Origin of the sequence: Synechococcus sp. A10-1-5-9 (assembly GCF_047716785.1) — a bacterium.
Lineage (GTDB): Bacteria > Cyanobacteriota > Cyanobacteriia > PCC-6307 > Cyanobiaceae > Synechococcus_C.
Map to the genome: position 1 here is coordinate 459,268 of NZ_CP180406.1, position 19,731 is coordinate 478,998.

A 19,731-nucleotide genomic window follows, 5' to 3' on the forward strand; every position below is an offset into this window, starting at 1 on the left:
ATGACATTTTCTTCTACAACTCGCTTAGCGAACGGCGTCCCTGATCTTGCCTACAAGCACGGGCTAAAACGGAATCTGATCAGTCGCTTGCTCACACTGATTGCTGGATTGTTTTCAGGAATCGCGGTGCTGCCACTGATCGCAGTTTTGATTTATGTATTGATCAAAGGTGGGCAGAAAATCAGCTTCACCCTGTTTACTGAGCTACCTCCCCCTCCCGGTCTTGAAGGAGGTGGAATCGGGAACGCCATCATCGGCAGTTTTGTCGTCACCATTATTGCGGCTCTCATTGCCATACCAGTAGGAGTTGGCGGAGGCATTTTCCTTGCCGAATACTCGCGTGGTGGAAGATTTGCTCAATTCATCCGCTTTGGAACCAACGTTCTTTCAGGTGTTCCCTCGATCATTGCAGGTGTCTTTATTTACGGAACAATCGTTACCAGTCGATTGTTGTTTGGCAACGCTTACAGCGCTACTGCCGGCGGTATGGCACTTTCAATTCTGATGCTTCCAACGGTGATCAAAACCACAGACGAAGGTCTGAAGCTTGTGTCAGATGATCTTCGTCGAGGTGCCCTAGGCATCGGAGCCTCCAAATTCGTAACGGTGGTGAGAATTACGCTCCCCACAGCATTTACACCGATTGCCACTGGAGTGGTCCTGTCCATTGCCAGAGCGGCTGGCGAAACGGCTCCACTGATTTTCACTGCTCTCTTTTCACCATTCTGGTCAGAAGGCATCGATGGAATCTTCAATCCCATCGCCACGTTGTCCGTTCTGATCTACAACTTCGCAATCATGCCCTACGAGGCGCAGAACGAGCTTGCATGGGCGGCCTCATTTGTCCTGGTTCTCTTTATTCTTGTCATGAATTTATTCGCGCGCTGGCTGGGTCAGTTTGCGAATAAGTAATTGATTCATCCTTTATTTACCTGTACTTCCTCATTACCAATGACTGTCTCCACCTCATCCCCTCAGTCAATTTCCGAGAACACCTGCATCTCGATTCAAAACGCAACCATCAGTTACGGCAGTTACGATGCCGTCAAGAACGTCTATTGCGATATCCCACGCGGAAAAGTCACAGCCTTCATTGGGCCATCAGGTTGCGGAAAATCAACCGTTCTGCGTGCTCTCAACCGCATGAATGACCTCATCGAAGATTGTTCGTTACGGGGACGTGTGCTGTTTGACGGCGCAGATCTCTACGACCCAAAGGTTGATCCTGTTGAAGTCAGGCGCAGGATCGGCATGGTGTTCCAGCAACCGAACCCTTTCCCGAAGACGATTTATGAAAACATCGCCTTCGGCGCACGAATCAATGGTTTCACAGGCGATATGGATGAGCTTGTGGAACGCTCCCTTCGCCAAGCCGCCGTTTGGGATGAATGCAAAGACAAACTCAACGAAAGCGGCTACTCACTGTCCGGTGGTCAACAGCAGCGTCTCTGCATCGCCCGCACGATTGCGATCCAACCCGAAGTCATCTTGATGGATGAACCCTGCTCGGCCCTCGATCCGATCTCCACTTTGAAGATCGAAGAAACAATGCATGAACTCAAAAAGAGCTTCACGATTGTGATTGTGACCCACAACATGCAACAGGCTGTTCGGGTGAGTGACATGACCGCCTTCTATAACGCTGAAGCCGTTGAGGGGGGATCCGGAAAGGTTGGCTATCTCGTTGAATTCAACGAGACTGAAAAAATCTTCAACGCACCGTCTCAACAGGCCACCCAGGACTACGTCTCTGGTCGGTTCGGTTGATCTGACTTGTCGGATCATCTGGTGGGGACTGCATCAGTTCCCACCAATGGCAAAAAAAAACCGGCCGTTTGGCCGGTGTAGAAGCGGAGAGGGAGGGATTCGAACCCTCGATAGAGTTGCCCCTATACAGCATTTCCAGTGCTGCGCCTTCGACCACTCGGCCACCTCTCCAGCGGCTGACGGGGCAATGGAGAATGTAGCAGGGCAGTCCTAGAGGAGTCGTATTGAAGCCAAGTCATCGCATCACCATTCACTGGCGCCAGCAGGGTCGTGTCATCAGCCATGACGTGTTGGACGGCGAGTACATCCTGCAAAGCTTTGAACGACAGGGAGATCCGCTGCCCTTTTCCTGTCGCAACGGGTGTTGCACATCGTGCGCGGTCAGGGTGTTGAGCGGTGAACTCGATCAGCGAGAAGCCATGGGCTTGTCTCGAGAACTGCGCGCCAAGGGTTATGGACTCCTCTGTGTGGCGCGTGCCATAGGTCCATTGGAGGCTGAAACCCAAGATGAGGATGAGGTGTATGAACTTCAGTTCGGACGACACTTCGGCAGCGGCGTCGTCACCCGTGGCCTTCCGTTGGATGAGGAGTGATGCCTGAACGTTTTGATTGTTGTGCCGTTGCTGCCGATGCTGGGTTGTCCCATGAGCGAATGAGAGCTCTGTCGGCGGTGGCGATTCAGGCCGCCGAACAGGGAGGCCAAAAGTTGATGGAGCACTTCGGGAAGCTGACGTCGATTCGCGAGAAAGGCCGATCAGGTGACCTGGTGACTACGGCTGATCATGCAGCTGAAGCTGAGGTTCTGAGCGTCTTGTCCCGTCTATCACCAGACATTGCCGTCCTCGCAGAGGAGTCTGGCGCCAGTGACACTGTGGCCGATCTCTGCTGGTGCGTGGATCCACTCGATGGAACAACGAACTTTGCTCACAGCTACCCATTGTTCGCAACGTCAGTCGGACTTGTCTGGCGCGACCAACCAGTTCTGGGTGCCATCGCAGTGCCTTTTCTCAAAGAGCTGTACTGGTGCTGCCCTGGTGATGGTTCATTCCTAAACGGTCAGAAAATATCTGTGTCGGAGTGCTCCTCTCTCGAGGAGAGTCTTCTCGTCACGGGATTTGCTTATGACCGCCGTGAGGTACTCGACAACAACTATGCCGAATTTGCGTGGATGACTCACCGCACACGGGGAGTGCGCCGCGGCGGTGCCGCTGCAGTGGACCTTGCGTTTGTGGCTGCAGGTCGGCTTGATGGGTACTGGGAACGGGGCTTGGCACCATGGGATCTGGCCGCTGGTGCAGCACTCGTTCAATTGGCGGGTGGATGGGTTGACGATTACCGCGGAGAGGGATTCGAACTTGGATCTGGAAGGATTCTGGCAACTGGCACTCAGCTCCATCAGCCTCTGAAACGCGAACTCGCAAGGGTGTCTCCGATTCCTACTTGTCTCTATGGGGGGAACCTGGACGTGGGATCCTGATCAGGTCAATGATCAAGTGTGATGGCCCTTCAGCCTGCCTCTGGTGTCAGGGATCTGAACCCTCAGCAGGTTCAACGCAATCATGAATTGCGTGAAACTCTGGCAGAGGTATTCAGACTCTGGGGGTACGAGGAAGTCTCTCCACCGAGGGTTGAGCGCATGGATACGCTCAAGGCTGGAGGGGCCATCGACAGTCGGGACATTGTCCGTCTAGTCGCTGATGAGCCCCTGGGCTTAAGGCCGGAAATGACGGCATCCATAGCCAGAGCAGCGTGTACGCGATTCCAGGATCGACAACGCCCCTTGCGACTCTGGAGTCACGGCACTGTGTTTGAGGGTCGTCAGGCTGACGAAGGCGGCCTCTGCATCGAAGAGAACCTGCATTGCGGCGTTGAGCTCTTCGGAGCCAGTGGTGATGAAGCAGAGCTGGAGCTTCTGACACTTCTGATGGCATCGTTAAAAGCCCTGAGACTTCCACTGAATGATCCTCCGAGACTTCTGATCGGACATACCGGATTGATGCAATTGCTGCTTCGGGATGTTGAACCAAACCTTCAACAAGCCTTCCGTGGCTGTCTGACGCGACTGGATCGTCTTGAACTCCAGGAACTGCTCAAGGGACAACCCCAGCATGCTCACCTGCTGCAGTGGCTAGATCGGCGGGGATCACCTGTGGGAGTCATCAAGCAACTTCAGGACGTCTTCCCGGAAGCGCCAGTACTCAAACAACTGTCCAGGTTGGTGGCCCATCTCAGCCCTCTTGCTGAAGAAACTGGTGTAGGCCTTCAACTCGATCCAACATTTCAACCGATCTATGAGTTGTATGACGGCGTCGTATTCCAGCTTGTCTGTCGTGGCGTTTCATCACCCGTTGTCGTTGCCCGTGGAGGAAGGTACGACACTGTTGTTCAGCGTCTTGGAGCACAAGGGAAAGATGCCACGGGCCTTGGATTCAGTTTTTGTGTGGATGATCTCAGAGATCTCCCTGGGGCATTCTCAATTCAGGCAGGAAAGCAGGAGAGAATTCTTCTGTGTTACGCACAGAATCAATCAATGGAGAAAGCTCTTCAAGTACAAGCCGAATGGCATCGCAGAGGCCTGAGCTGCCAAGTCGACCATCACCCATGCTTAACCAGAGTTGAAGCAGAAGCGCGCGTTGCAAGGGCAGGATGCAACACATTGGAATGGATCGGCGACTAAGATTTTGATGGTCTAAAAAAATCTATGGCACACACCATCGTCACAGACATCTGCGAAGGAGTAGCGGATTGCGTTGATGCATGTCCTGTCGCATGCATCCAACCAGGCAAAGGCAAGAATAAGAAAGGGACTGATTTCTATTGGATTGACTTTGAAACTTGTATCGATTGTGGAATCTGCCTTCAAGTTTGCCCCGTTGATGGAGCAATTCTGGCGGAAGAGAGACAAGAACTTCAAAAAATCAAATAGTTCACGTGTTCGGTGTCGCAACGAATCAATACGTCTCGGTACGGAAAACCCAACCGCAAGCACCTTGGGCAGTTGTTCACTAATGGATAAAATAGAATTTTAACGACAACATGGCAGTGGCAGAAGAAAACGGACAAATTCAAATTCATACTGAAAATATTTTCCCAATTATTAAGAAAGCAGTTTATTCAGGTCACGAAGTTTTTTTGAGAGAGCTCGTCAGCAATGGTGTTGACGCCATCAGTAAAAGACGCATGGCCTCGATAGCAGGAGACTGCTCAGAAGGAGACGAAGGAGTTATTCAGATCAGAATTGACCGCTCAAATAAGACCCTCACAATCAGTGATAACGGCATCGGTATGACTGCCGACGAAGTCAAGCGTTATATCAATCAGGTTGCTTTTTCAAGCGCAGAAGATTTCCTTGAAAAATACAAACAAGATAGCGAAGCAATCATCGGCCACTTTGGTTTGGGCTTTTACTCAAGCTTCATGGTTGCTGAAAGGGTTGAAATCTCAACACGATCAGCTCGCCCTGAGAGCCTTCCAGTGCATTGGAGCTGCGATGGATCACCGAGTTACTCACTGACAGAAGGGAATCGCGATCAACCAGGAACAGACATTATTCTGCATCTTCTTGAGGACGAACTCGAGTACCTAGAGCCGTCACGGATTAAAACACTTATCAATACATACTGCGATTTCATGGCAGTCCCTGTTCAATTAGAGGGTGAAACAATCAATAAAATGAATGCACCTTGGCGGAGCAGTGCCAGAGAGTTGCAAGATCAGGATTATATTGACCTTTATCATTATCTTTATCCTTTTCAGGGTGATCCTTTGCTGTGGGTTCATCTCAACACCGATTACCCCTACAGCCTGCAGGGAATTTTATTTTTTCCGAAACAGACTGGTCGAGCTGACTGGGAGAAAGGAGATATCAAGCTCTATTGCAACCAGGTTTTTGTAAGCGACTCAATTAAAGAAGTTGTACCTCGCTATCTTTTACCTCTCAGGGGTGTCCTCGACTCACCTGACATTCCACTGAACGTAAGCCGGAGTGCCCTTCAAACGGATCGAAGAGTGCGCTCGATCGGGCAATTTGTTTCAAAAAAGGTTGCCGATAAACTTCGCGATCTCAAAAAGGATAATCCTAATCAGTATGCAGAGGCTTGGGATGCGCTAGCTCCCTTCGTGAAGATCGGGGCGATGGAAGACGACAAATTCTCGGAGCAAGTTTCTGATTTAATACTCTTTCAGACAACAGCAAAAAAAGAGGAGAACGAAGATTTATTAGAGGGTAATGGTCGTACATATACAACAATATCGTCCTACAGAACACGTCAGACAAGTGAAAGTCAAAAACGCATTCTCTATTGTACAGATGAAATTGCTCAAGCTGGCGCACTCTCACTCTGGAAAAGTCAAGGTTCTGAAGTGCTATTCGCCGAAACTGTTTTGGACAGTCAATTCATTCCATGGCTGGAATCAAAAGAGAACGAACTGACTTTTCAACGTGTTGATTCCGAGCTTGATTCGAGTCTCCAGGATGATCAACCTGAGATAAGCGACCAGGAAGGAGAAACCAAAAGTGAATCACTCAGAACATTGATCAAGAAAGCGTTGAACAACGACAAGGTCACCGTTCAAGTGCAGTCGCTAAAGGGAGGAGCAGATGCGCCCGCTGCCTTGATACTGCTTCCAGAACAAATGCGACGAATGAACGACATCGGAGCCCTAATGGAACAAAGACTGCCCGGACTTCCTGATTACCACGTTTTACTGGTGAACCGACAGCACCCATTAGTCGAAGCTCTGCTCAATCTTGAATCGGGTTCGGTAGTGATCGCCGATGGAGCGACATCGCCCAGTCACCAACTCGCTGTGGACCTGGCTCAACACCTCTACGATCTGGCACGTCTGGCCGTTAATGGATTAGAACCTGCCGAACTAGGTCAATTTCAGTCCCGAGCGACTTTGCTGATGTCGAGCCTCCTGCGACGGGCGGCGTAGGTCCCTTTGCTAGGATTGCTTCTTGGCAGGTGCCATTTTTTTCAAGGAACCGGATCATGTCCAGGGTGTGTCAGCTCACAGGTACGAAAGCTAATAACGGTATGGCTGTCAGCCATTCCCATATTCGTACCAAGAAGCTGCAACAAGCCAATCTGCAACAGCGTCGCCTTTGGTGGGCAGAAGGAAAGCGCTGGGTGAATTTGCGGATCACAACACGTGCCTTGAAAACAATTCAGAAGAAAGGGTTAGGTGCATACGCCAAGTCCCTTGGAATTGATCTGGCCCGTCTTTGAATCTGGACGTCAAAATGAAACGGCGGCATTTGCTTCAAAAAGGCATCGTGGCTGCCGTTGCAATCACTCTTTTTCCGAGTAGGGGTTGGTCACTCGGGGGCACCTCCCCAGACATTGGCAGTTCAGCGCCTGACTTCGATCTTCCCGGTACAAATTTGCTAGTACCGCAACAGTCGCGTTGGTCTTTAGCAGACTGGAAAGGACGCTGGCTTGTTCTTTACTTCTACCCTCGAGATTTCACGTCAGGCTGCACCATTGAAGCCCATGGATTTCAAGATTCATTGGCGGATTTTTCAAGTCTCAATTGTGATGTTGCTGCAATCAGTGCCGATTCTGTAGAAGATCATGAATCATTCTGCAGTAGCGAAGATTTAGGCTTCACATTACTGTCTGATCATGACGGTGAAGTGAGTCGAAACTACGGTTCCTGGATGGCACCTTATTCACTGAGACACACCTTTTTGATCGATCCTTCTGGTCTTGTACAAGCACGTTGGACGGGTGTGAGGCCGGTTGGTCACGCAAAAGAAGTGCTTGAAACACTACAGAACTTGCAATCCACTTAAACGATTGACAATTCCGAGATTTTGTTCAATGGTATAAGAGGTTCTTGAGCGCTTGCTGAACATGACTATAAGTGAAGGGAAAAGTGACTTTATTATTCTTTATCATCGCACCCCATTTGATGAATCCGTCGATGATCAGGGGAATCGACTTTGGAAAGATCAAAAAAGCCCTAATGGAATCATTCCTACATTAAGGAATCTATTTCGTAGTCGAGACAATGGTACGTGGATAGCTTGGCGGCAAGTTGAGGATATCAATAGCCAGGAGGATGAGAGGATTCTCATGAATTATCCATCCAACTTTACACTCAGACGCATTCCACTGGAACAAAACCAAATCTCAAGCTTTTATCATGTAACGTCCAAGGAGTCTGTGTGGCCAATTCTTCATACCTTTCCAACTTACTTTGACGTCAATAATACTAATTGGTCAATCTTTGAAGAAGTCAATCAACGGTTTGCCGATGCTGCCTGCTCAGAAGCAGCCCAGGGTGCAACAATATGGATTCACGATTATAATTTATGGCTTGTTTCGGGGTTCATTCGTAAAAAACGACCTGATTTAAAAATAGCATTCTTTCACCATACACCTTTCCCTGGAAACGATGTATTTGCAATTCTCCCATGGAGGAAACAAATTGTTGAAAGTTTGTTGTCTTGCGATGTCGTTGGTTTTCACATACCACGTTACACTGAAAACTTTGCCCGAGCTGCAAGTTGTCTACTTGGAGTAAAAAAAGGGCCAAAGATTGATGTTTCACCAAAATTTCTTAAATTTGGATCAGCTTTAACAGAACCTTCTGAAACACCTTGGCTTGAATACAATGGTCGAAAAGTCAAATTGGTCTCTTCACCAGTAGGAACATCACCGGATGTCATTCAATCCTTGGTCGTGAGAGACGACGTTGCAACTTTAACAAAGCAGATTGACGAAGATACCAAAAAGGGGCGAAAACTAATTCTTTCGGCAAGTCGTGTTGACTATACAAAGGGAAATGAAGAGCTACTACTAGCTTTTGAGCGATTGCTTGAACGACGTAAGGATCTACGAGGCAAAGTTGTTTTGATGTTGGCGTGTGTAGCGGCCGCTTCAGGTATGAAAATCTACGAGGATACCCAGCGCCTTATTGAAGAAACAGCTGGGCGAATCAATGGTCGCTTTAGTTTAATTGATTGGGTTCCAATCCGATTCTCAACAAATCGCATTCCCTATGAAGAAATGGTTGCTTGGTTTTCGATGTCTGATATCTGTTGGATTACACCATTACGCGATGGTCTCAACCTTGTCGCTAAGGAATATGTAGCCGCACGAAAAGGAAGAGATGGTGTCTTGGTACTGTCAGAATTTACAGGAGCGTCTGTGGTGCTTGATGGAGCAGTACTAACCAATCCCTACTCTCACAAACAAATGGATCAGGCGATTGAATCAGCTCTTGAAATGCCTGAGGATGAGCAAAAAATAAGAATCAGCAAAATGGTTTCAGCTGTGGAAGATTTTACAGTTTCAGATTGGGCTAATGAACAAATGCAATCACTCGAAGTAGAATATAAAAACACATGATGTTCTCTCGTAGAAAATTTTCATCACTTCTTATTGGATTGATTTGCCTGGTTGCCTTAATAAGCACGACTCCAGCTTTAGTTGCAAGCCAAGTTGAAACAATTTCAATTTTGATGCCCGCTCCTTTCGCTGATTCAACAGTCAAACTTGTTGAGAATTTCAACACTCTCTATAAAAATCAAATTCATTTGAATGTCATACGTGGTCCAAGACAAACAGAATCTATGTCAGATCTTGCTATTAGTAGCTTGCTCTTAGGAGATACACCATTTGATGGACTATTGATGGACATCACTTGGCTACCCAAATACGCTCGCGCGGGCTGGCTAGAAGGTCTAGATCCATATTTCGATGAGACTGATATTGCAGACCTTGCTAGTGGTGCAGAAAAAGGAAATGATTTTGAGGGAACTCTTTATCGATGGCCATTAGTAGCTGATATGGGGCTCCTTTTTTGGCGTACTGATTTGATGAAAACTCCACCCAAAACTCCTTCAGAGTTAGTATCGATTAGCAATCAGTTGCAAACGCAAGGAAAAGTTCCCTGGGGATACGTTTGGCAAGGTCGACAATATGAGGGTTTGAGTTGCGTTTATTTGGAAATGATTGATGGATTCGGAGGAGATTGGTTCGATGTCAATAACCAATCATTAGGATTGAATGAGGTGCCCGGTGTCGAAGCAGCTCAATGGTTAACGGATCTAATTGAAACTGGTATTAGTCCTAGAGCTGTCACTACATTTGCTGAGCCAGAGGCTCTACGAAATTTTCAATCTGGTGAGAGTGCTTTTATGAGGAATTGGCCGTATGCATGGGCAGAACTTCAAAAACAAGACAGTCCGGTCAGAGGGAAAATTGGAATCTCAACAATGGTTTCATTGCCTGGTGTGGAACCAGCCTCAACGCTAGGAAGTTGGGGATTTACTCTGCTTCGTGGTTCAAACCATAAAGATGCAGTCATTAAAGCCATCAAATATTTAACCTCAGCCGAAGCACAGAGAGTTATGTTCATCGAACACGGTTATACACCGACGGTGAAAGCGCTTTACGAAGATCTAGAACTAATTCAGGACTATCCACACTTGGCGTTGCTATCCAGAGCATTAAATAATGCGGTGCTAAGGCCTGAAACTCCAATCTATGCACAAATCAGTGACGTTCTTCAGCGATCCCTTAGTGCCTCATTAACTGGGGAAGAAAAGCCTGAGTTGTCAATGAATAGAGCAGATAGATCATCTGAACAAATTCTAGTCGCTGCTGGTGGGACTCCATCATGATCTTGATCGCCTTATTACTTCCATCAATTATTTTTTTAGGAATCGTATTTGGTTTTCCTTTACTAAGCTATTTATGGTTAAGTCTTCACGCAAATTCTGTTTTAACATCTTTCAGGTCGATCTTTAACGGATGGGCAAACTGGAATCGTTTTATCCATGATTATCGTTATTGGCAAGATTTTCTCCAAACAATACGTTTTTCGGTTGCTTCAGTTGGAATAGAATTATTACTTGGATTGATCATTGCTTTGATCCTTCACCGCCCAATGAAGTTTCGAGGGTGGATACGTTCGTCATCATTAATACCCTGGGCTTTGCCTACAACAGTTATGGCCCTTGGATGGCGTTGGATCTTTAACAGCCCCTTCGGTCCTATTGATCAGTTCACCACTGCTCTGGGTGCTCAATCCCTCAATATTCTTGGCAATCCATCCACTGCTTGGATTGCTACTGTTTATTCAGATGTCTGGAAAACGACACCCTTTGTTGCCTTAATACTCCTTGCTGGCCTACAAAGCATTCCTGCAGACCTATATGAAGCCTGCAGACTTGAAGGGGCATCCGCTAGTTCCTGTTTCAGAAGAATTACCCTTCCCCTTCTTGTGCCTTACATTGGACTTGCTGCTATGTTTCGGTTAGCTCAAGCGTTTGGTGTTTTTGATCTTATACAGGTCATGACTGGAGGTGGTCCTGCTAGCAGCACTGAAAGTATTGCTCTGTATGCATACTTAAATGCTTTGCGATTTTTAGATTTCGGATACGGAGCAACGATTATAATCGGTAGCTTTATTTTGTTAAGCATCCTCGTTGCATCTTGTTGGTTTTTTGTGCACTTATTTAATAGAAAGCGTTCAATTATCATAACAAAATGAAATTCAAATCCTCCTTGATCGTCCTTCTTCTTGTTTGGTCAATCATGCCATTGCTTTGGCAACTTTATACCTCATTCTCTACTGATCAGGCTCTTGTGACACCCTTCGCTGAGTTATCAGAAAGATGGACATTGGACCATTATCGAAATGTCATTTCATCTGATCCACCTTTTTTCATGTACTTAGCGAACAGTTTCTTTGTTGGGATAATATCAACATTATTAACATTGTTTGTGGCTCTTCCTGCTGCTTATTCGATTAGCAAGCTCTCAAGAAAGACATCAAATTATGTGAGAGTTATTCTCGTTGCTTGTGCACTTTTTCCATATGTTCTCTTATTTCTTTCTTTACTAGAATTGGCGAGAACATTCTCTCTTGGCAATAATCTCATTGCACTTGCACTGCCCTACACAGCGTTATCACAGCCACTTGCTGTACTTCTGCTATCAAGCGCTTTTGTTTCCCTTCCTTCAGAACTGGATGATGCTGCAAGGGTCGAAGGCCTATCGCTAATAAAACGTTTTAGATGGATCTACATCCCATTACTGTCCCCAGCAATTGCGAGTACTGCAATCCTGATCTTTCTTTTCTCTTGGAATGAATATCCAATTGCACTAACTTGGATTAGTGATAATTCTAAGCTAACGCTTCCCGTTGCTATGGCTAGAATCGCTGGTTCTTCTATTCATTCTGTTCCCTACGGTGCTTATGCAGCTGCAACTGTACTTGGTGCCATACCTCTTATCTTACTAGTGATAGTATTTCAGAAGCCAATCGTATCTGGACTAACCAGTGGAGCCATCAAAGGATGACACTTGTTCTCAAATCTGTCGGTCGAAAAGTTGGAAATAACTGGATCGTCAAGGATCTCAATTTTTCTGTAAGGCAAAACGAGTGTCTTGTAGTCGTTGGTCCGAGTGGATGTGGAAAGAGTTCTACTCTTCGCTTAATTGCTGGATTAGATCGATGTGATCATGGATCAATCAAAATTGACGACCGTGATATCACTAATCTTCAACCATCAGAGCGTGCTATTGGTATGGTTTTCCAAAGCTATGCACTACTCCCTCATTTAACCGTCTATGAGAATCTGGAGTTAGGTTTGCGAGTTCGAGGTATGCGAGCAGAGCAGAGAGCAAGAAGAATCCAAAATATTCTTGATATAGTTCAATTAAGTGATCGTCCTAACCATTTACCGTCTGCATTGTCAGGTGGACAAAGACAGAGAGTGGCATTAGCTCGTGCTTTGCTGCGTGATCCAAAGGTTTATTTACTTGATGAGCCGATGAGTAATCTTGATGCTCAACTGAGAGAAAAAATCCGACCTGAACTAAGGAGCCTCATATTGAGTCAGGAAAAACCTACGCTTTATGTTACTCATGACCAAAATGAAGCCCTAGCTATGGCCACTAAAATTGCCATCTTAAACAATGGACAGATTGAACAACTAGACACTCCATTTAATGTGTACCATAACCCACAATCACTTTTTGTAGCACAGTTTTTAGGTCGCCCACAAATTAATTGCCTCAAAGTACGTAATAATACTATTGATGCTGTTAGGCCCGAAAATTTAACCATCAGTGATTCTGGACTACCATGCCGTCTACTCGCCCGTGAGTGGTTAGGTAATACGCAACTTCTCTATCTAGATTCTGATGAAGGTGAATTAAGAATGACAATTGATCCATCATTCGTCTGTCCCGAGCGGATATTCGTACAATGGGATAAGTCTAAAGTTTTTCACTTTGATGCTAAAACTGGACAGCGTAAAAGTTTTCATTGACTGCAAGTAGCTTAAGCTAAATTAACGACTTATCTATTTATTTGCTGTGTTAAGTCTGCGTACTGCATTATTATAATTGAAAAGTCTAAGGTGTGTCTTTCTCCTATATTGGTGGATTTAGCTCATGCTTTATTGGGTTGAGTATTAAACACATATGCATTGAGTGACGAATATTTTTTAACGACAGCTTCAATTTATTGTTAAACGAATCCGCGATACAAATGAATCTTTCAATGCACCTTCATAATGTGGTTGTTAGAGTCGCAACATGTCCGAACCAACATCTGATCAATCGTTATTTAAGCCTGGCGATCGATTGTCCCCTGATAGTATTCCTGAACCATTGCCTTTGCTAGAGCGTCCGGGTAACTTACCTGCACATTTATTTCTACATGGTGGAAAGGCACCATTTTCGTGCAAAATACTGCAATTTAATGATGAGCAAGTGTCAACCTTTAATGTTCGTACTAGTGAAGACTTACAGGAATTTCTTCCCTCTCAATCATTAATGTGGCTGCAATTTCGTGGACTTGGAAATTTAGAATGCCTTAGAAGATGCTTATCACTTTTATCATTGGATCAAAGTGTTGTTGATATATTGGTTACATTTCCGCAGAAGTCGAGGGTCACCTCTACGAACAATTGTGTTCTAGCTGTTCTGCATGAATTCTCGCTAGCTTCAGACCCTACGCATTTAATTAGCACCCAATACAATTTGGTTTTGACAAATCGAATGTTGATTACCATTCAAGAAAATCCGCAACGAAGCTTTAATGATCTTGAAGCATGGCTCAATGTAAAGACAAATCATCTTAAAGAAATTGACTTAGATAACCTTTTCCACTTTGTTATTGATGACATTCTTGATAGTTATCTGCCTATGCTTGAATCGATGAGTGTTTTTCTTGATGATCTTGAAGAACGTGCACTGTTAAAACCTAAACCATCAATTCTCAATAAGGCTTATCAGGTCAGGTTTAATCACAGGGTTACACGTCGACAGCTGTGGCCATTACGTAATGAATTGATTATTTTTCTTAGACAAAGCCAACGTTTGTTAGGACCAGTAGCACGCGACGGTCTTCATGATATGGCCGATCATGTCAATACACTTCTTGAAATTGGAGATAGTATTCGATTGCAGTTGAATAGTATTACTGAGGCTTACATGGCAAGCACTGGTAATGTAATGAACCAAATTATTAAAACGCTGACTATTGTTAGTACAATTTTTGCTCCTTTAACCTTTATCGCTGGTATATATGGAATGAATTTCGAGAATATGCCTGAATTAAAATGGAAATATGGCTATCTTTATTCATTAGTTTTAATGTCGTTAATTGCACTTTTTCAGGCTTATTTTTTGTGGAAGCGCGGATGGTTTCAGGACCTATCCGGTCGCAGTCGAAAATTTGGTTCCTAATGCATTGTTAACCCAAAGCTTCTTTGGCTTATCCACAATATAAGTATCGACTTTTACACAATGGGATTAAGTCGCTCTTTGGTCCTCGCTTCCATCGCAGTAGTTTCTTCTCTCTTGCCAACAGCTTCTGCTGCTGGAATTGCTATTGCAGGCTCTAGTACTGTCTATCCAGTTACATCACTTGCTATTAAAAAGTTTAGAGATACAAGCCAAGGAAATAAGATTTCATTTAATCTTCGTGCAACCGGATCTTCAGCAGGTTTTAGAGATTTTTGTAGTAATAAAATTCCTCTTGCTAACGCCTCTAGGCCTATCAGTTCAAAGGAGATCAAAGCTTGCCAACAAAATGGTGTTAACTTTATCGAATTACCCATTGCTTTTGACGCTATAACTGTCGTCGCCAATCAATCGAATGGTTGGCTGAATTCGCTAACACCTTCCGAACTCTCACGCTTGTGGTCCAAAGCTTCACAAGGCAAGGTATCAAGCTGGAATCAAGTCAATCTTGATTTTCCTGATCAACCAATCAAATTATGCGGACCAGGAAAAGACTCAGGTACATTTGATATCTTTAATAAAGCCATAAATCGCTCTGCTACTAATTCTAGAACTGATTACAAGGCAAGCGAAGATGACAATGTAATTGTCAGTTGTGTAGCAAATAACACCAATGCACTTGGCTATTTTGGTTTTTCCTATTTTCTCAATAATCAATCTAAATTAAAAGCCATTCGGATTGTAAATGGCAAGGGGATTTCAGTTCTTCCCTCTGTTGCAGCGGTGCAAAAAGAGTTCTATCAACCGCTTTCGCGTCCTCTTTTCCTCTATGTCAACGATCGTTCATTGCGCAATAACACCCCTTTGCGAAATTTTATTACCTTTTACCTGCGTAATGTTGAACAACTTGTGAAACAAACAAATTACATTCCTCTTCAAAGCGCAACTTATCGCCTTGTTGATTCAAAGCTGTATCGACATATCCTTGGTTCTTCCTTTGGTGGTAATATTCCTGTCGGATTAACTATTGGCCAGATACTTCAAACAAGTTTTGACGTTCATAAGAAGCCGCAGTTCCGTTGACAGATTCTGTGTTGACCTAGAGAAGATGGTGCATTAAATTGTCAGCTCCTGTAGCTTTTCATTTAACATTAACGAATGGACTTTGGCTTCATTCGTTAATGTGTTGATGTTGCTACTGTCGAGTGGTTTTTGCATCGCTATAGACCATTGATCAATTAATTCTTCTTCTGATATTGTATTGCTGAGCTCAGTACACAAAATGCTTGAAAGTTCTGCCGCTGCCTTCACTTTTGGATCGTAACTCAGTGCACTTGTTGGTACACCTCCGACTGCTGCCAAAATCAGAGCATGCAGTCGCATCGCAATAACCATTTTGGATTGACTGAAAAGTTTTTGAACTTGTCTTATTGACTCTGCAGTAACTGTTGACGATCGCTTCTCCAGATTTGAAGGAACAATATTTTCTTGAGAAAGATGATGGAATAAATCGGAATCTTGATGTGCATGGAAGGCTAGCCAAATGACATGACAATCATGCATCTCACTCAATCGTGAGAGAGCATTCACCAGCTTCAGCCAACCCTTGTGATTAAGAAGCGGAGTAGGTCTCCAACATACGACCAGCGACTTGCCGGATCTCCAGGTCGGTGCTGGGTGAGTCCAAACAGGATCTGGCCCCATCTTCATTGGAACTTTCAACTTCCATTCAATCGCTTGCTTCATTGCGCCTGGATCTCTCCACGTAACAGAGCTAAGCGTTTTCAACGTTGTTCGAACCAGCAACCGACTGATCCTTCGCTTCAACGGTCCTAAGCCTTGACCCCATAGAAAAACAGGCTTCTGAAGACTCTTCGCGCACCAGATAAGGATGATGTAATACATCAAACTTCGGGTACTTGTTGCGTCCTGAAGCAAGCTTCCACCACCCAGAACCAGAGCATCAACGTTCCTCAATGCAGTCAGCACAGATTTCAAAGATCGCCTGTTGACAGTTTCACTGCCTGGTGCCATGGCTTCCACTGCCTTTTGATCATTTGCCGTGATCACTGGGATCCATTGCCCCTGGATTTGACTCAAGAGAACGGCGAGTAGCGCATCGTCGCCAAGATTATGTTCTCCGTAGTATCCACAAATCAGGATCCTGCGTCGGCTGCCATTGCTTAAGTGCGCCACAGAATTCCTTTCGCTGCAATCCATTATCGAATGGCAGTGCCATTACGGTGTAGAGATTCGATCACTTGTCATGCACGAACTGTCCCTTGGAACCTGGTGGATTCACTGGGCATCTGTTGTTGAGTGGCTTGCTGCCATCGTTCTGATCCAACGCCGTTTCCCTGGACCCAGGTTTGCCGGTGCAAGCCTGTTCGGCCTAGCCATGATTCCAGCACTGATCAGTGCGATGGCGGCATGCACCTGGCACCTCTACGACAATTCTGAATCATTGCGGTGGTTGGTCACGCTTCAGGCATTCACCACCCTGATCGGCAATTGTTGTCTCGCCTTGGCAGCAGCGAACAGTCATGCAGCATCGCGTCCCGCATCTCCAGTGTTGGAGGAGCAGTGATGGGCAACTTTGATCCGGCACCCATTTTTGCGCTTTCACTTTTTCCGTATCTCTTCTTCCTGAACAAACTTGGAAGCAACGGCTGGTTCAACCGGCTTGTGCGCGTTGGCTTTCAACTCACACTTCTATTCGTTGGCGTCACCATCGTTGCTGCGATTGTGGCTCAGGTTCGCTTTCAGGCCGAACTCGTTGCCATCGATCCCCTTCATGGCGGTGCTGAAGCCTTCCTCACTTTCAGCAACGCTCTGATCGTGGCTGGTCTTCTCAGAGTTGATCTGCCAAAGCGATGAATATCTCTTACGAGAGGTGGGCTTAGGCTGTGTAAACGTTGAAGATAAAGCGTCGCCTGTTTACAGAATGTTCCTGTCCCTCCTGGCCATCACCCCTGCATCCGTGACCTGGACACCCAAGGTTGCTCTGGTGATGATCATCTGCAATGTGATTGCGATCGCTATCGGCAAGGCCACGATCAAGTATCCCAACGAAGGCGCGAAAATGCCCAGTGCATCCTTCTTCGGTGGGATGAGCCATGGTGCCATGCTGGGCTGCACCAGCTTCGGCCATCTGCTTGGAATGGGTGCCATCCTCGGCCTTTCAACCCGCGGCGTTTTCTGATCAATTGATGAACTCAGGAGGGCACTGTCCCTCCTGAGTCTTTAGCTCTCAACGACGGTCACACTCGGGTTCTGGATGAAAGGAGTGACTGATGCTCCTTTTGGACGCTGAACAAACGTCAAGATCGTTTCTGCCATCTGTGCGGGTGTCAGACCCAGCTTTTCGAAACTCTGCTGAGGGGTTGCATGATCAACAAGAACATCCGGGATTCCCAACCGCAGGATTGAGGGCTTGATGTCTGCGTCACTGAGTGACTCCGTGACCGCAGATCCGAATCCCCCTGACAACGTCCCCTCTTCAATGGTGACAACCTTGCCGATTCGTTGTGCCAGTGGATGCAGCAGCTCATCATCCAGAGGCCTGAGGAACCGCGCATTCACAACCGTGCTCTCCACCCCTTGAACAGCCAGCAGTTCGGCGGTCGCCATCGCTTTTGAGTTCATGGCTCCGTACGCCACGATCAGAAGATCGTTACCTTCGCGAAGCAGTTCGCCTCGACCAATCGGCAGTGGTTCCCAGCCCTCTTCCATCAGCGGTACTCCTTCACCCGGTCCACGAGGGATCCGAATGGCACAGGGCCCTGGATGCTGGAGGCTGCTCACCAGCATTCGTTGCAATTCGGCTTCATCTTTGGGAGCCATCACTGTGAAGTTAGGAATGGCCCGCAGGTAACTGATGTCGTACTGACCCTGATGCGTCGGGCCATCGGCACCAACGATGCCGGCGCGATCGAGCACAAACGTGACAGGAAGATTCTGAATCCCCACATCGTGGATCATTTGATCGAAGGCTCTCTGCAGAAACGTGCTGTAAATCGCGACGACCGGTCGAAGTCCATCACAAGCCATACCTGCAGCAAGCGTCACAGCATGCTGTTCTGCGATACCAACATCAACATATTGATCTGGCACAGCTTTTTGAAGCAAATCCAGTCCAGTTCCAGTTGCCATCGCTGCAGTAATGCCAACCACCTTGGAATTCTGTTCGCAGATTTTCACAAGTGTCTGCCCAAACACCTTGCTGTAACTAGGAGGTTTTGGGGTTTTGCTTGGACGTGCCTTACCGGTTCCAAGGTCAAATGCCGACTGAGCGTGATAGCCGACCTGATCAGCTTCCGCATAGGGATAACCCTTGCCTTTTGTGGTGATCACATGCACGAGAACAGGGCCGCCGATGCGATGCGCTGCCTGGAACGTGCGGATCATTTCCGCCATGTCATGGCCATCAATGGGTCCCATGTAGGTGAAACCCAGCTCTTCAAAAACAGCGCCGACCTTTGGCACCGCCAGTCGCCGCATGCTTTCTTTCAACCGATTCAGCTCCGGAGGTAAATCGCCGCCCATGAATGGAAGATGGCGCATGCTTTCTTCCACACTCCCGGATAGGAACTGCATCGGCGGGCTCAGTCGCATCCGATTCAGGTGGCTTGACAATGCTCCGACCGGAGGAGAGATCGACATGTCGTTGTCATTGAGCACCACAAGGAAGGGGCTGTGAGGCATATGCCCGGCATGGTTGATGGCTTCGAGGGCCATTCCGCCGGTCAAAGCGCCATCCCCGATCACTGCGACACACTTGTGGTCTAAACCCTGCCTGTCGCGGGCCATCGCCATCCCGAGAGCTGCAGAAATCGATGTGCTGGCGTGCCCAGCTCCGAAATGGTCGAACTCACTTTCACAGCGCTTGAGGTATCCAGCCACCCCCCCCTGCTGACGGAGAGAGTCGAACTCGGCGTAGCGCCCTGTGATCAACTTGTGCGGGTAAGCCTGATGGCCTACATCCCACACCACCCGATCTTTGTCCAGATCAAGAGTTTGATAAAGAGCAAGCGTCAGTTCAACAACGCCCAAGCCGGGGCCAAGATGCCCTCCGCTATTGGACACAACCTCGAGATGGCGTTGTCTGATTTGTTCGGCAACGTCTTGGAGCTCTGCAACAGAGAGTCCATGCAGCTCATTGGGATGGGCTAAGTCGCTCAGGTGCATGGGCCCGATTCTGATTCAGGCAATCTACGGGCCCTCCTTACCAGCCGCGACAACCGCTCAGTTG

The 19,731-nt window shown here is 46.8% G+C and carries 21 protein-coding genes and 1 tRNA gene; 19 read left to right on the top strand and 3 right to left on the bottom strand.

Translation table 11 applies throughout. The features are described from left to right. Nucleotides 1-912, top strand: coding sequence for a phosphate ABC transporter permease PstA (gene pstA / locus ACLM45_RS02735; protein WP_415410452.1), 912 nt, complete (start codon nt 1-3; stop codon nt 910-912). Between the two features lie 39 nt (nt 913-951). Continuing rightward, nucleotides 952-1,767, top strand: coding sequence for a phosphate ABC transporter ATP-binding protein PstB (gene pstB, locus ACLM45_RS02740; RefSeq protein WP_415410453.1), 816 nt, complete (start codon nt 952-954; stop codon nt 1,765-1,767). Between the two features lie 84 nt (nt 1,768-1,851). Here pstB and ACLM45_RS02745 read toward each other — a convergent pair. Next, nucleotides 1,852-1,938, bottom strand: a tRNA-Ser gene (locus ACLM45_RS02745). Between the two features lie 53 nt (nt 1,939-1,991). Here ACLM45_RS02745 and ACLM45_RS02750 point away from each other — a divergent pair. The 14 genes from ACLM45_RS02750 to ACLM45_RS02815 all read left to right on the top strand — a co-directional run bounded on the left by ACLM45_RS02750 (nt 1,992) and on the right by ACLM45_RS02815 (nt 15,563). Beyond that, on the top strand, nt 1,992-2,360 hold the full coding sequence (locus ACLM45_RS02750) for a 2Fe-2S iron-sulfur cluster-binding protein (protein ID WP_415410455.1): 369 nt from the start codon (nt 1,992-1,994) through the stop codon (nt 2,358-2,360). Continuing rightward, nucleotides 2,360-3,244, top strand: a complete 885-nt coding sequence (locus tag ACLM45_RS02755) for an inositol monophosphatase family protein (RefSeq protein ID WP_415410456.1) — start codon at nt 2,360-2,362, stop codon at nt 3,242-3,244. Before ACLM45_RS02750 ends, ACLM45_RS02755 begins: the two co-directional genes overlap by 1 nt. A gap of 21 nt (nt 3,245-3,265) precedes the next feature. Beyond that, nucleotides 3,266-4,444: an ATP phosphoribosyltransferase regulatory subunit gene (locus ACLM45_RS02760; RefSeq protein WP_415410457.1), complete on the top strand. Its 1,179-nt coding sequence runs from the start codon at nt 3,266-3,268 to the stop codon at nt 4,442-4,444. A gap of 24 nt (nt 4,445-4,468) precedes the next feature. Then, a complete protein-coding gene (locus tag ACLM45_RS02765; protein WP_006041371.1) occupies nt 4,469-4,693 on the top strand; it encodes an indolepyruvate ferredoxin oxidoreductase subunit alpha in 225 nt (74 codons plus the stop codon). 110 nt (nt 4,694-4,803) lie between these two features. Further along, nucleotides 4,804-6,705, top strand: a complete 1,902-nt coding sequence (gene htpG / locus ACLM45_RS02770; protein ID WP_415410459.1) for a molecular chaperone HtpG — start codon at nt 4,804-4,806, stop codon at nt 6,703-6,705. A gap of 56 nt (nt 6,706-6,761) precedes the next feature. Continuing rightward, complete coding sequence (gene rpmB / locus ACLM45_RS02775) at nt 6,762-6,998, top strand: 50S ribosomal protein L28 (protein WP_006041373.1); 237 nt, start codon at nt 6,762-6,764, stop codon at nt 6,996-6,998. Between the two features lie 14 nt (nt 6,999-7,012). After that, on the top strand, nt 7,013-7,564 hold the full coding sequence (locus tag ACLM45_RS02780; RefSeq protein WP_415411329.1) for a peroxiredoxin: 552 nt from the start codon (nt 7,013-7,015) through the stop codon (nt 7,562-7,564). A gap of 61 nt (nt 7,565-7,625) precedes the next feature. Further along, entirely contained in the window at nt 7,626-9,125 is a 1,500-nt protein-coding gene (gene ggpS, locus ACLM45_RS02785) for a glucosylglycerol-phosphate synthase (protein WP_415411330.1), read from the top strand. Then, a complete protein-coding gene (locus ACLM45_RS02790; RefSeq protein WP_415411331.1) occupies nt 9,125-10,402 on the top strand; it encodes an ABC transporter substrate-binding protein in 1,278 nt (425 codons plus the stop codon). The genes ggpS and ACLM45_RS02790 overlap by 1 nt, the downstream gene beginning before the upstream one ends. Beyond that, nucleotides 10,402-11,274 carry a carbohydrate ABC transporter permease gene (locus ACLM45_RS02795; protein ID WP_415411332.1) on the top strand — a complete coding sequence of 291 codons (873 nt, stop codon included), beginning with the start codon at nt 10,402-10,404 and terminating at the stop codon, nt 11,272-11,274. Before ACLM45_RS02790 ends, ACLM45_RS02795 begins: the two co-directional genes overlap by 1 nt. Continuing rightward, the gene (locus ACLM45_RS02800) at nt 11,271-12,086 is read left to right on the top strand and encodes a carbohydrate ABC transporter permease (RefSeq protein ID WP_071933667.1); all 816 of its coding nucleotides are present in this window, start codon (nt 11,271-11,273) and stop codon (nt 12,084-12,086) included. Before ACLM45_RS02795 ends, ACLM45_RS02800 begins: the two co-directional genes overlap by 4 nt. Beyond that, nucleotides 12,083-13,060 carry an ABC transporter ATP-binding protein gene (locus ACLM45_RS02805; RefSeq protein WP_006041381.1) on the top strand — a complete coding sequence of 326 codons (978 nt, stop codon included), beginning with the start codon at nt 12,083-12,085 and terminating at the stop codon, nt 13,058-13,060. The genes ACLM45_RS02800 and ACLM45_RS02805 overlap by 4 nt, the downstream gene beginning before the upstream one ends. A 268-nt stretch (nt 13,061-13,328) precedes the next feature. Beyond that, nucleotides 13,329-14,483 carry a magnesium/cobalt transporter CorA gene (gene corA / locus ACLM45_RS02810; RefSeq protein WP_415410460.1) on the top strand — a complete coding sequence of 385 codons (1,155 nt, stop codon included), beginning with the start codon at nt 13,329-13,331 and terminating at the stop codon, nt 14,481-14,483. A 60-nt stretch (nt 14,484-14,543) separates the two neighbouring features. Beyond that, nucleotides 14,544-15,563: a PstS family phosphate ABC transporter substrate-binding protein gene (locus ACLM45_RS02815; protein WP_415410461.1), complete on the top strand. Its 1,020-nt coding sequence runs from the start codon at nt 14,544-14,546 to the stop codon at nt 15,561-15,563. 33 nt (nt 15,564-15,596) lie between these two features. Here the strand turns inward: ACLM45_RS02815 and csaB are convergent, their stop codons facing one another. Beyond that, the gene (gene csaB / locus ACLM45_RS02820; RefSeq protein ID WP_415410463.1) at nt 15,597-16,676 is read right to left on the bottom strand and encodes a polysaccharide pyruvyl transferase CsaB; all 1,080 of its coding nucleotides are present in this window, start codon (nt 16,674-16,676) and stop codon (nt 15,597-15,599) included. A 70-nt stretch (nt 16,677-16,746) separates the two neighbouring features. Here csaB and ACLM45_RS02825 point away from each other — a divergent pair, with 70 nt between their 5' ends. From ACLM45_RS02825 to psaK, 3 genes are all read left to right on the top strand, one after another. Beyond that, entirely contained in the window at nt 16,747-17,067 is a 321-nt protein-coding gene (locus tag ACLM45_RS02825) for a DUF2499 domain-containing protein (RefSeq protein ID WP_415410465.1), read from the top strand. Further along, nucleotides 17,067-17,357, top strand: coding sequence for a DUF3593 domain-containing protein (locus ACLM45_RS02830; protein ID WP_006041384.1), 291 nt, complete (start codon nt 17,067-17,069; stop codon nt 17,355-17,357). The genes ACLM45_RS02825 and ACLM45_RS02830 overlap by 1 nt, the downstream gene beginning before the upstream one ends. 67 nt (nt 17,358-17,424) lie before the next feature. Beyond that, complete coding sequence (psaK, locus tag ACLM45_RS02835) at nt 17,425-17,682, top strand: photosystem I reaction center subunit PsaK (protein WP_006041385.1); 258 nt, start codon at nt 17,425-17,427, stop codon at nt 17,680-17,682. A gap of 41 nt (nt 17,683-17,723) precedes the next feature. On the opposite strand, the gene dxs is transcribed toward psaK, so the two are convergent. After that, on the bottom strand, nt 17,724-19,667 hold the full coding sequence (dxs, locus tag ACLM45_RS02840; protein ID WP_006041386.1) for a 1-deoxy-D-xylulose-5-phosphate synthase: 1,944 nt from the start codon (nt 19,665-19,667) through the stop codon (nt 17,724-17,726). Nucleotides 19,668-19,731: the final 64 nt, after the last annotated feature.

Coding starts and splice junctions, on each gene's coding strand:
- psaK (WP_006041385.1), top strand. CDS start 17,425: ATGTTCCTGTCCCTCCTGGCCATCACCCCTGCATCCGTGACCTGGACA.
- htpG (WP_415410459.1), top strand. CDS start 4,804: ATGGCAGTGGCAGAAGAAAACGGACAAATTCAAATTCATACTGAAAAT.
- dxs (WP_006041386.1), bottom strand. CDS start 19,667: ATGCACCTGAGCGACTTAGCCCATCCCAATGAGCTGCATGGACTCTCT.
- corA (WP_415410460.1), top strand. CDS start 13,329: ATGTCCGAACCAACATCTGATCAATCGTTATTTAAGCCTGGCGATCGA.
- ACLM45_RS02825 (WP_415410465.1), top strand. CDS start 16,747: ATGCACGAACTGTCCCTTGGAACCTGGTGGATTCACTGGGCATCTGTT.
- rpmB (WP_006041373.1), top strand. CDS start 6,762: ATGTCCAGGGTGTGTCAGCTCACAGGTACGAAAGCTAATAACGGTATG.
- pstB (WP_415410453.1), top strand. CDS start 952: ATGACTGTCTCCACCTCATCCCCTCAGTCAATTTCCGAGAACACCTGC.
- pstA (WP_415410452.1), top strand. CDS start 1: ATGACATTTTCTTCTACAACTCGCTTAGCGAACGGCGTCCCTGATCTT.
- ACLM45_RS02760 (WP_415410457.1), top strand. CDS start 3,266: ATGGCCCTTCAGCCTGCCTCTGGTGTCAGGGATCTGAACCCTCAGCAG.
- ACLM45_RS02815 (WP_415410461.1), top strand. CDS start 14,544: ATGGGATTAAGTCGCTCTTTGGTCCTCGCTTCCATCGCAGTAGTTTCT.
- ACLM45_RS02780 (WP_415411329.1), top strand. CDS start 7,013: ATGAAACGGCGGCATTTGCTTCAAAAAGGCATCGTGGCTGCCGTTGCA.
- ACLM45_RS02755 (WP_415410456.1), top strand. CDS start 2,360: ATGCCTGAACGTTTTGATTGTTGTGCCGTTGCTGCCGATGCTGGGTTG.
- ACLM45_RS02830 (WP_006041384.1), top strand. CDS start 17,067: ATGGGCAACTTTGATCCGGCACCCATTTTTGCGCTTTCACTTTTTCCG.
- ACLM45_RS02765 (WP_006041371.1), top strand. CDS start 4,469: ATGGCACACACCATCGTCACAGACATCTGCGAAGGAGTAGCGGATTGC.
- ACLM45_RS02790 (WP_415411331.1), top strand. CDS start 9,125: ATGTTCTCTCGTAGAAAATTTTCATCACTTCTTATTGGATTGATTTGC.
- ACLM45_RS02805 (WP_006041381.1), top strand. CDS start 12,083: ATGACACTTGTTCTCAAATCTGTCGGTCGAAAAGTTGGAAATAACTGG.
- ggpS (WP_415411330.1), top strand. CDS start 7,626: ATGACTATAAGTGAAGGGAAAAGTGACTTTATTATTCTTTATCATCGC.
- ACLM45_RS02800 (WP_071933667.1), top strand. CDS start 11,271: ATGAAATTCAAATCCTCCTTGATCGTCCTTCTTCTTGTTTGGTCAATC.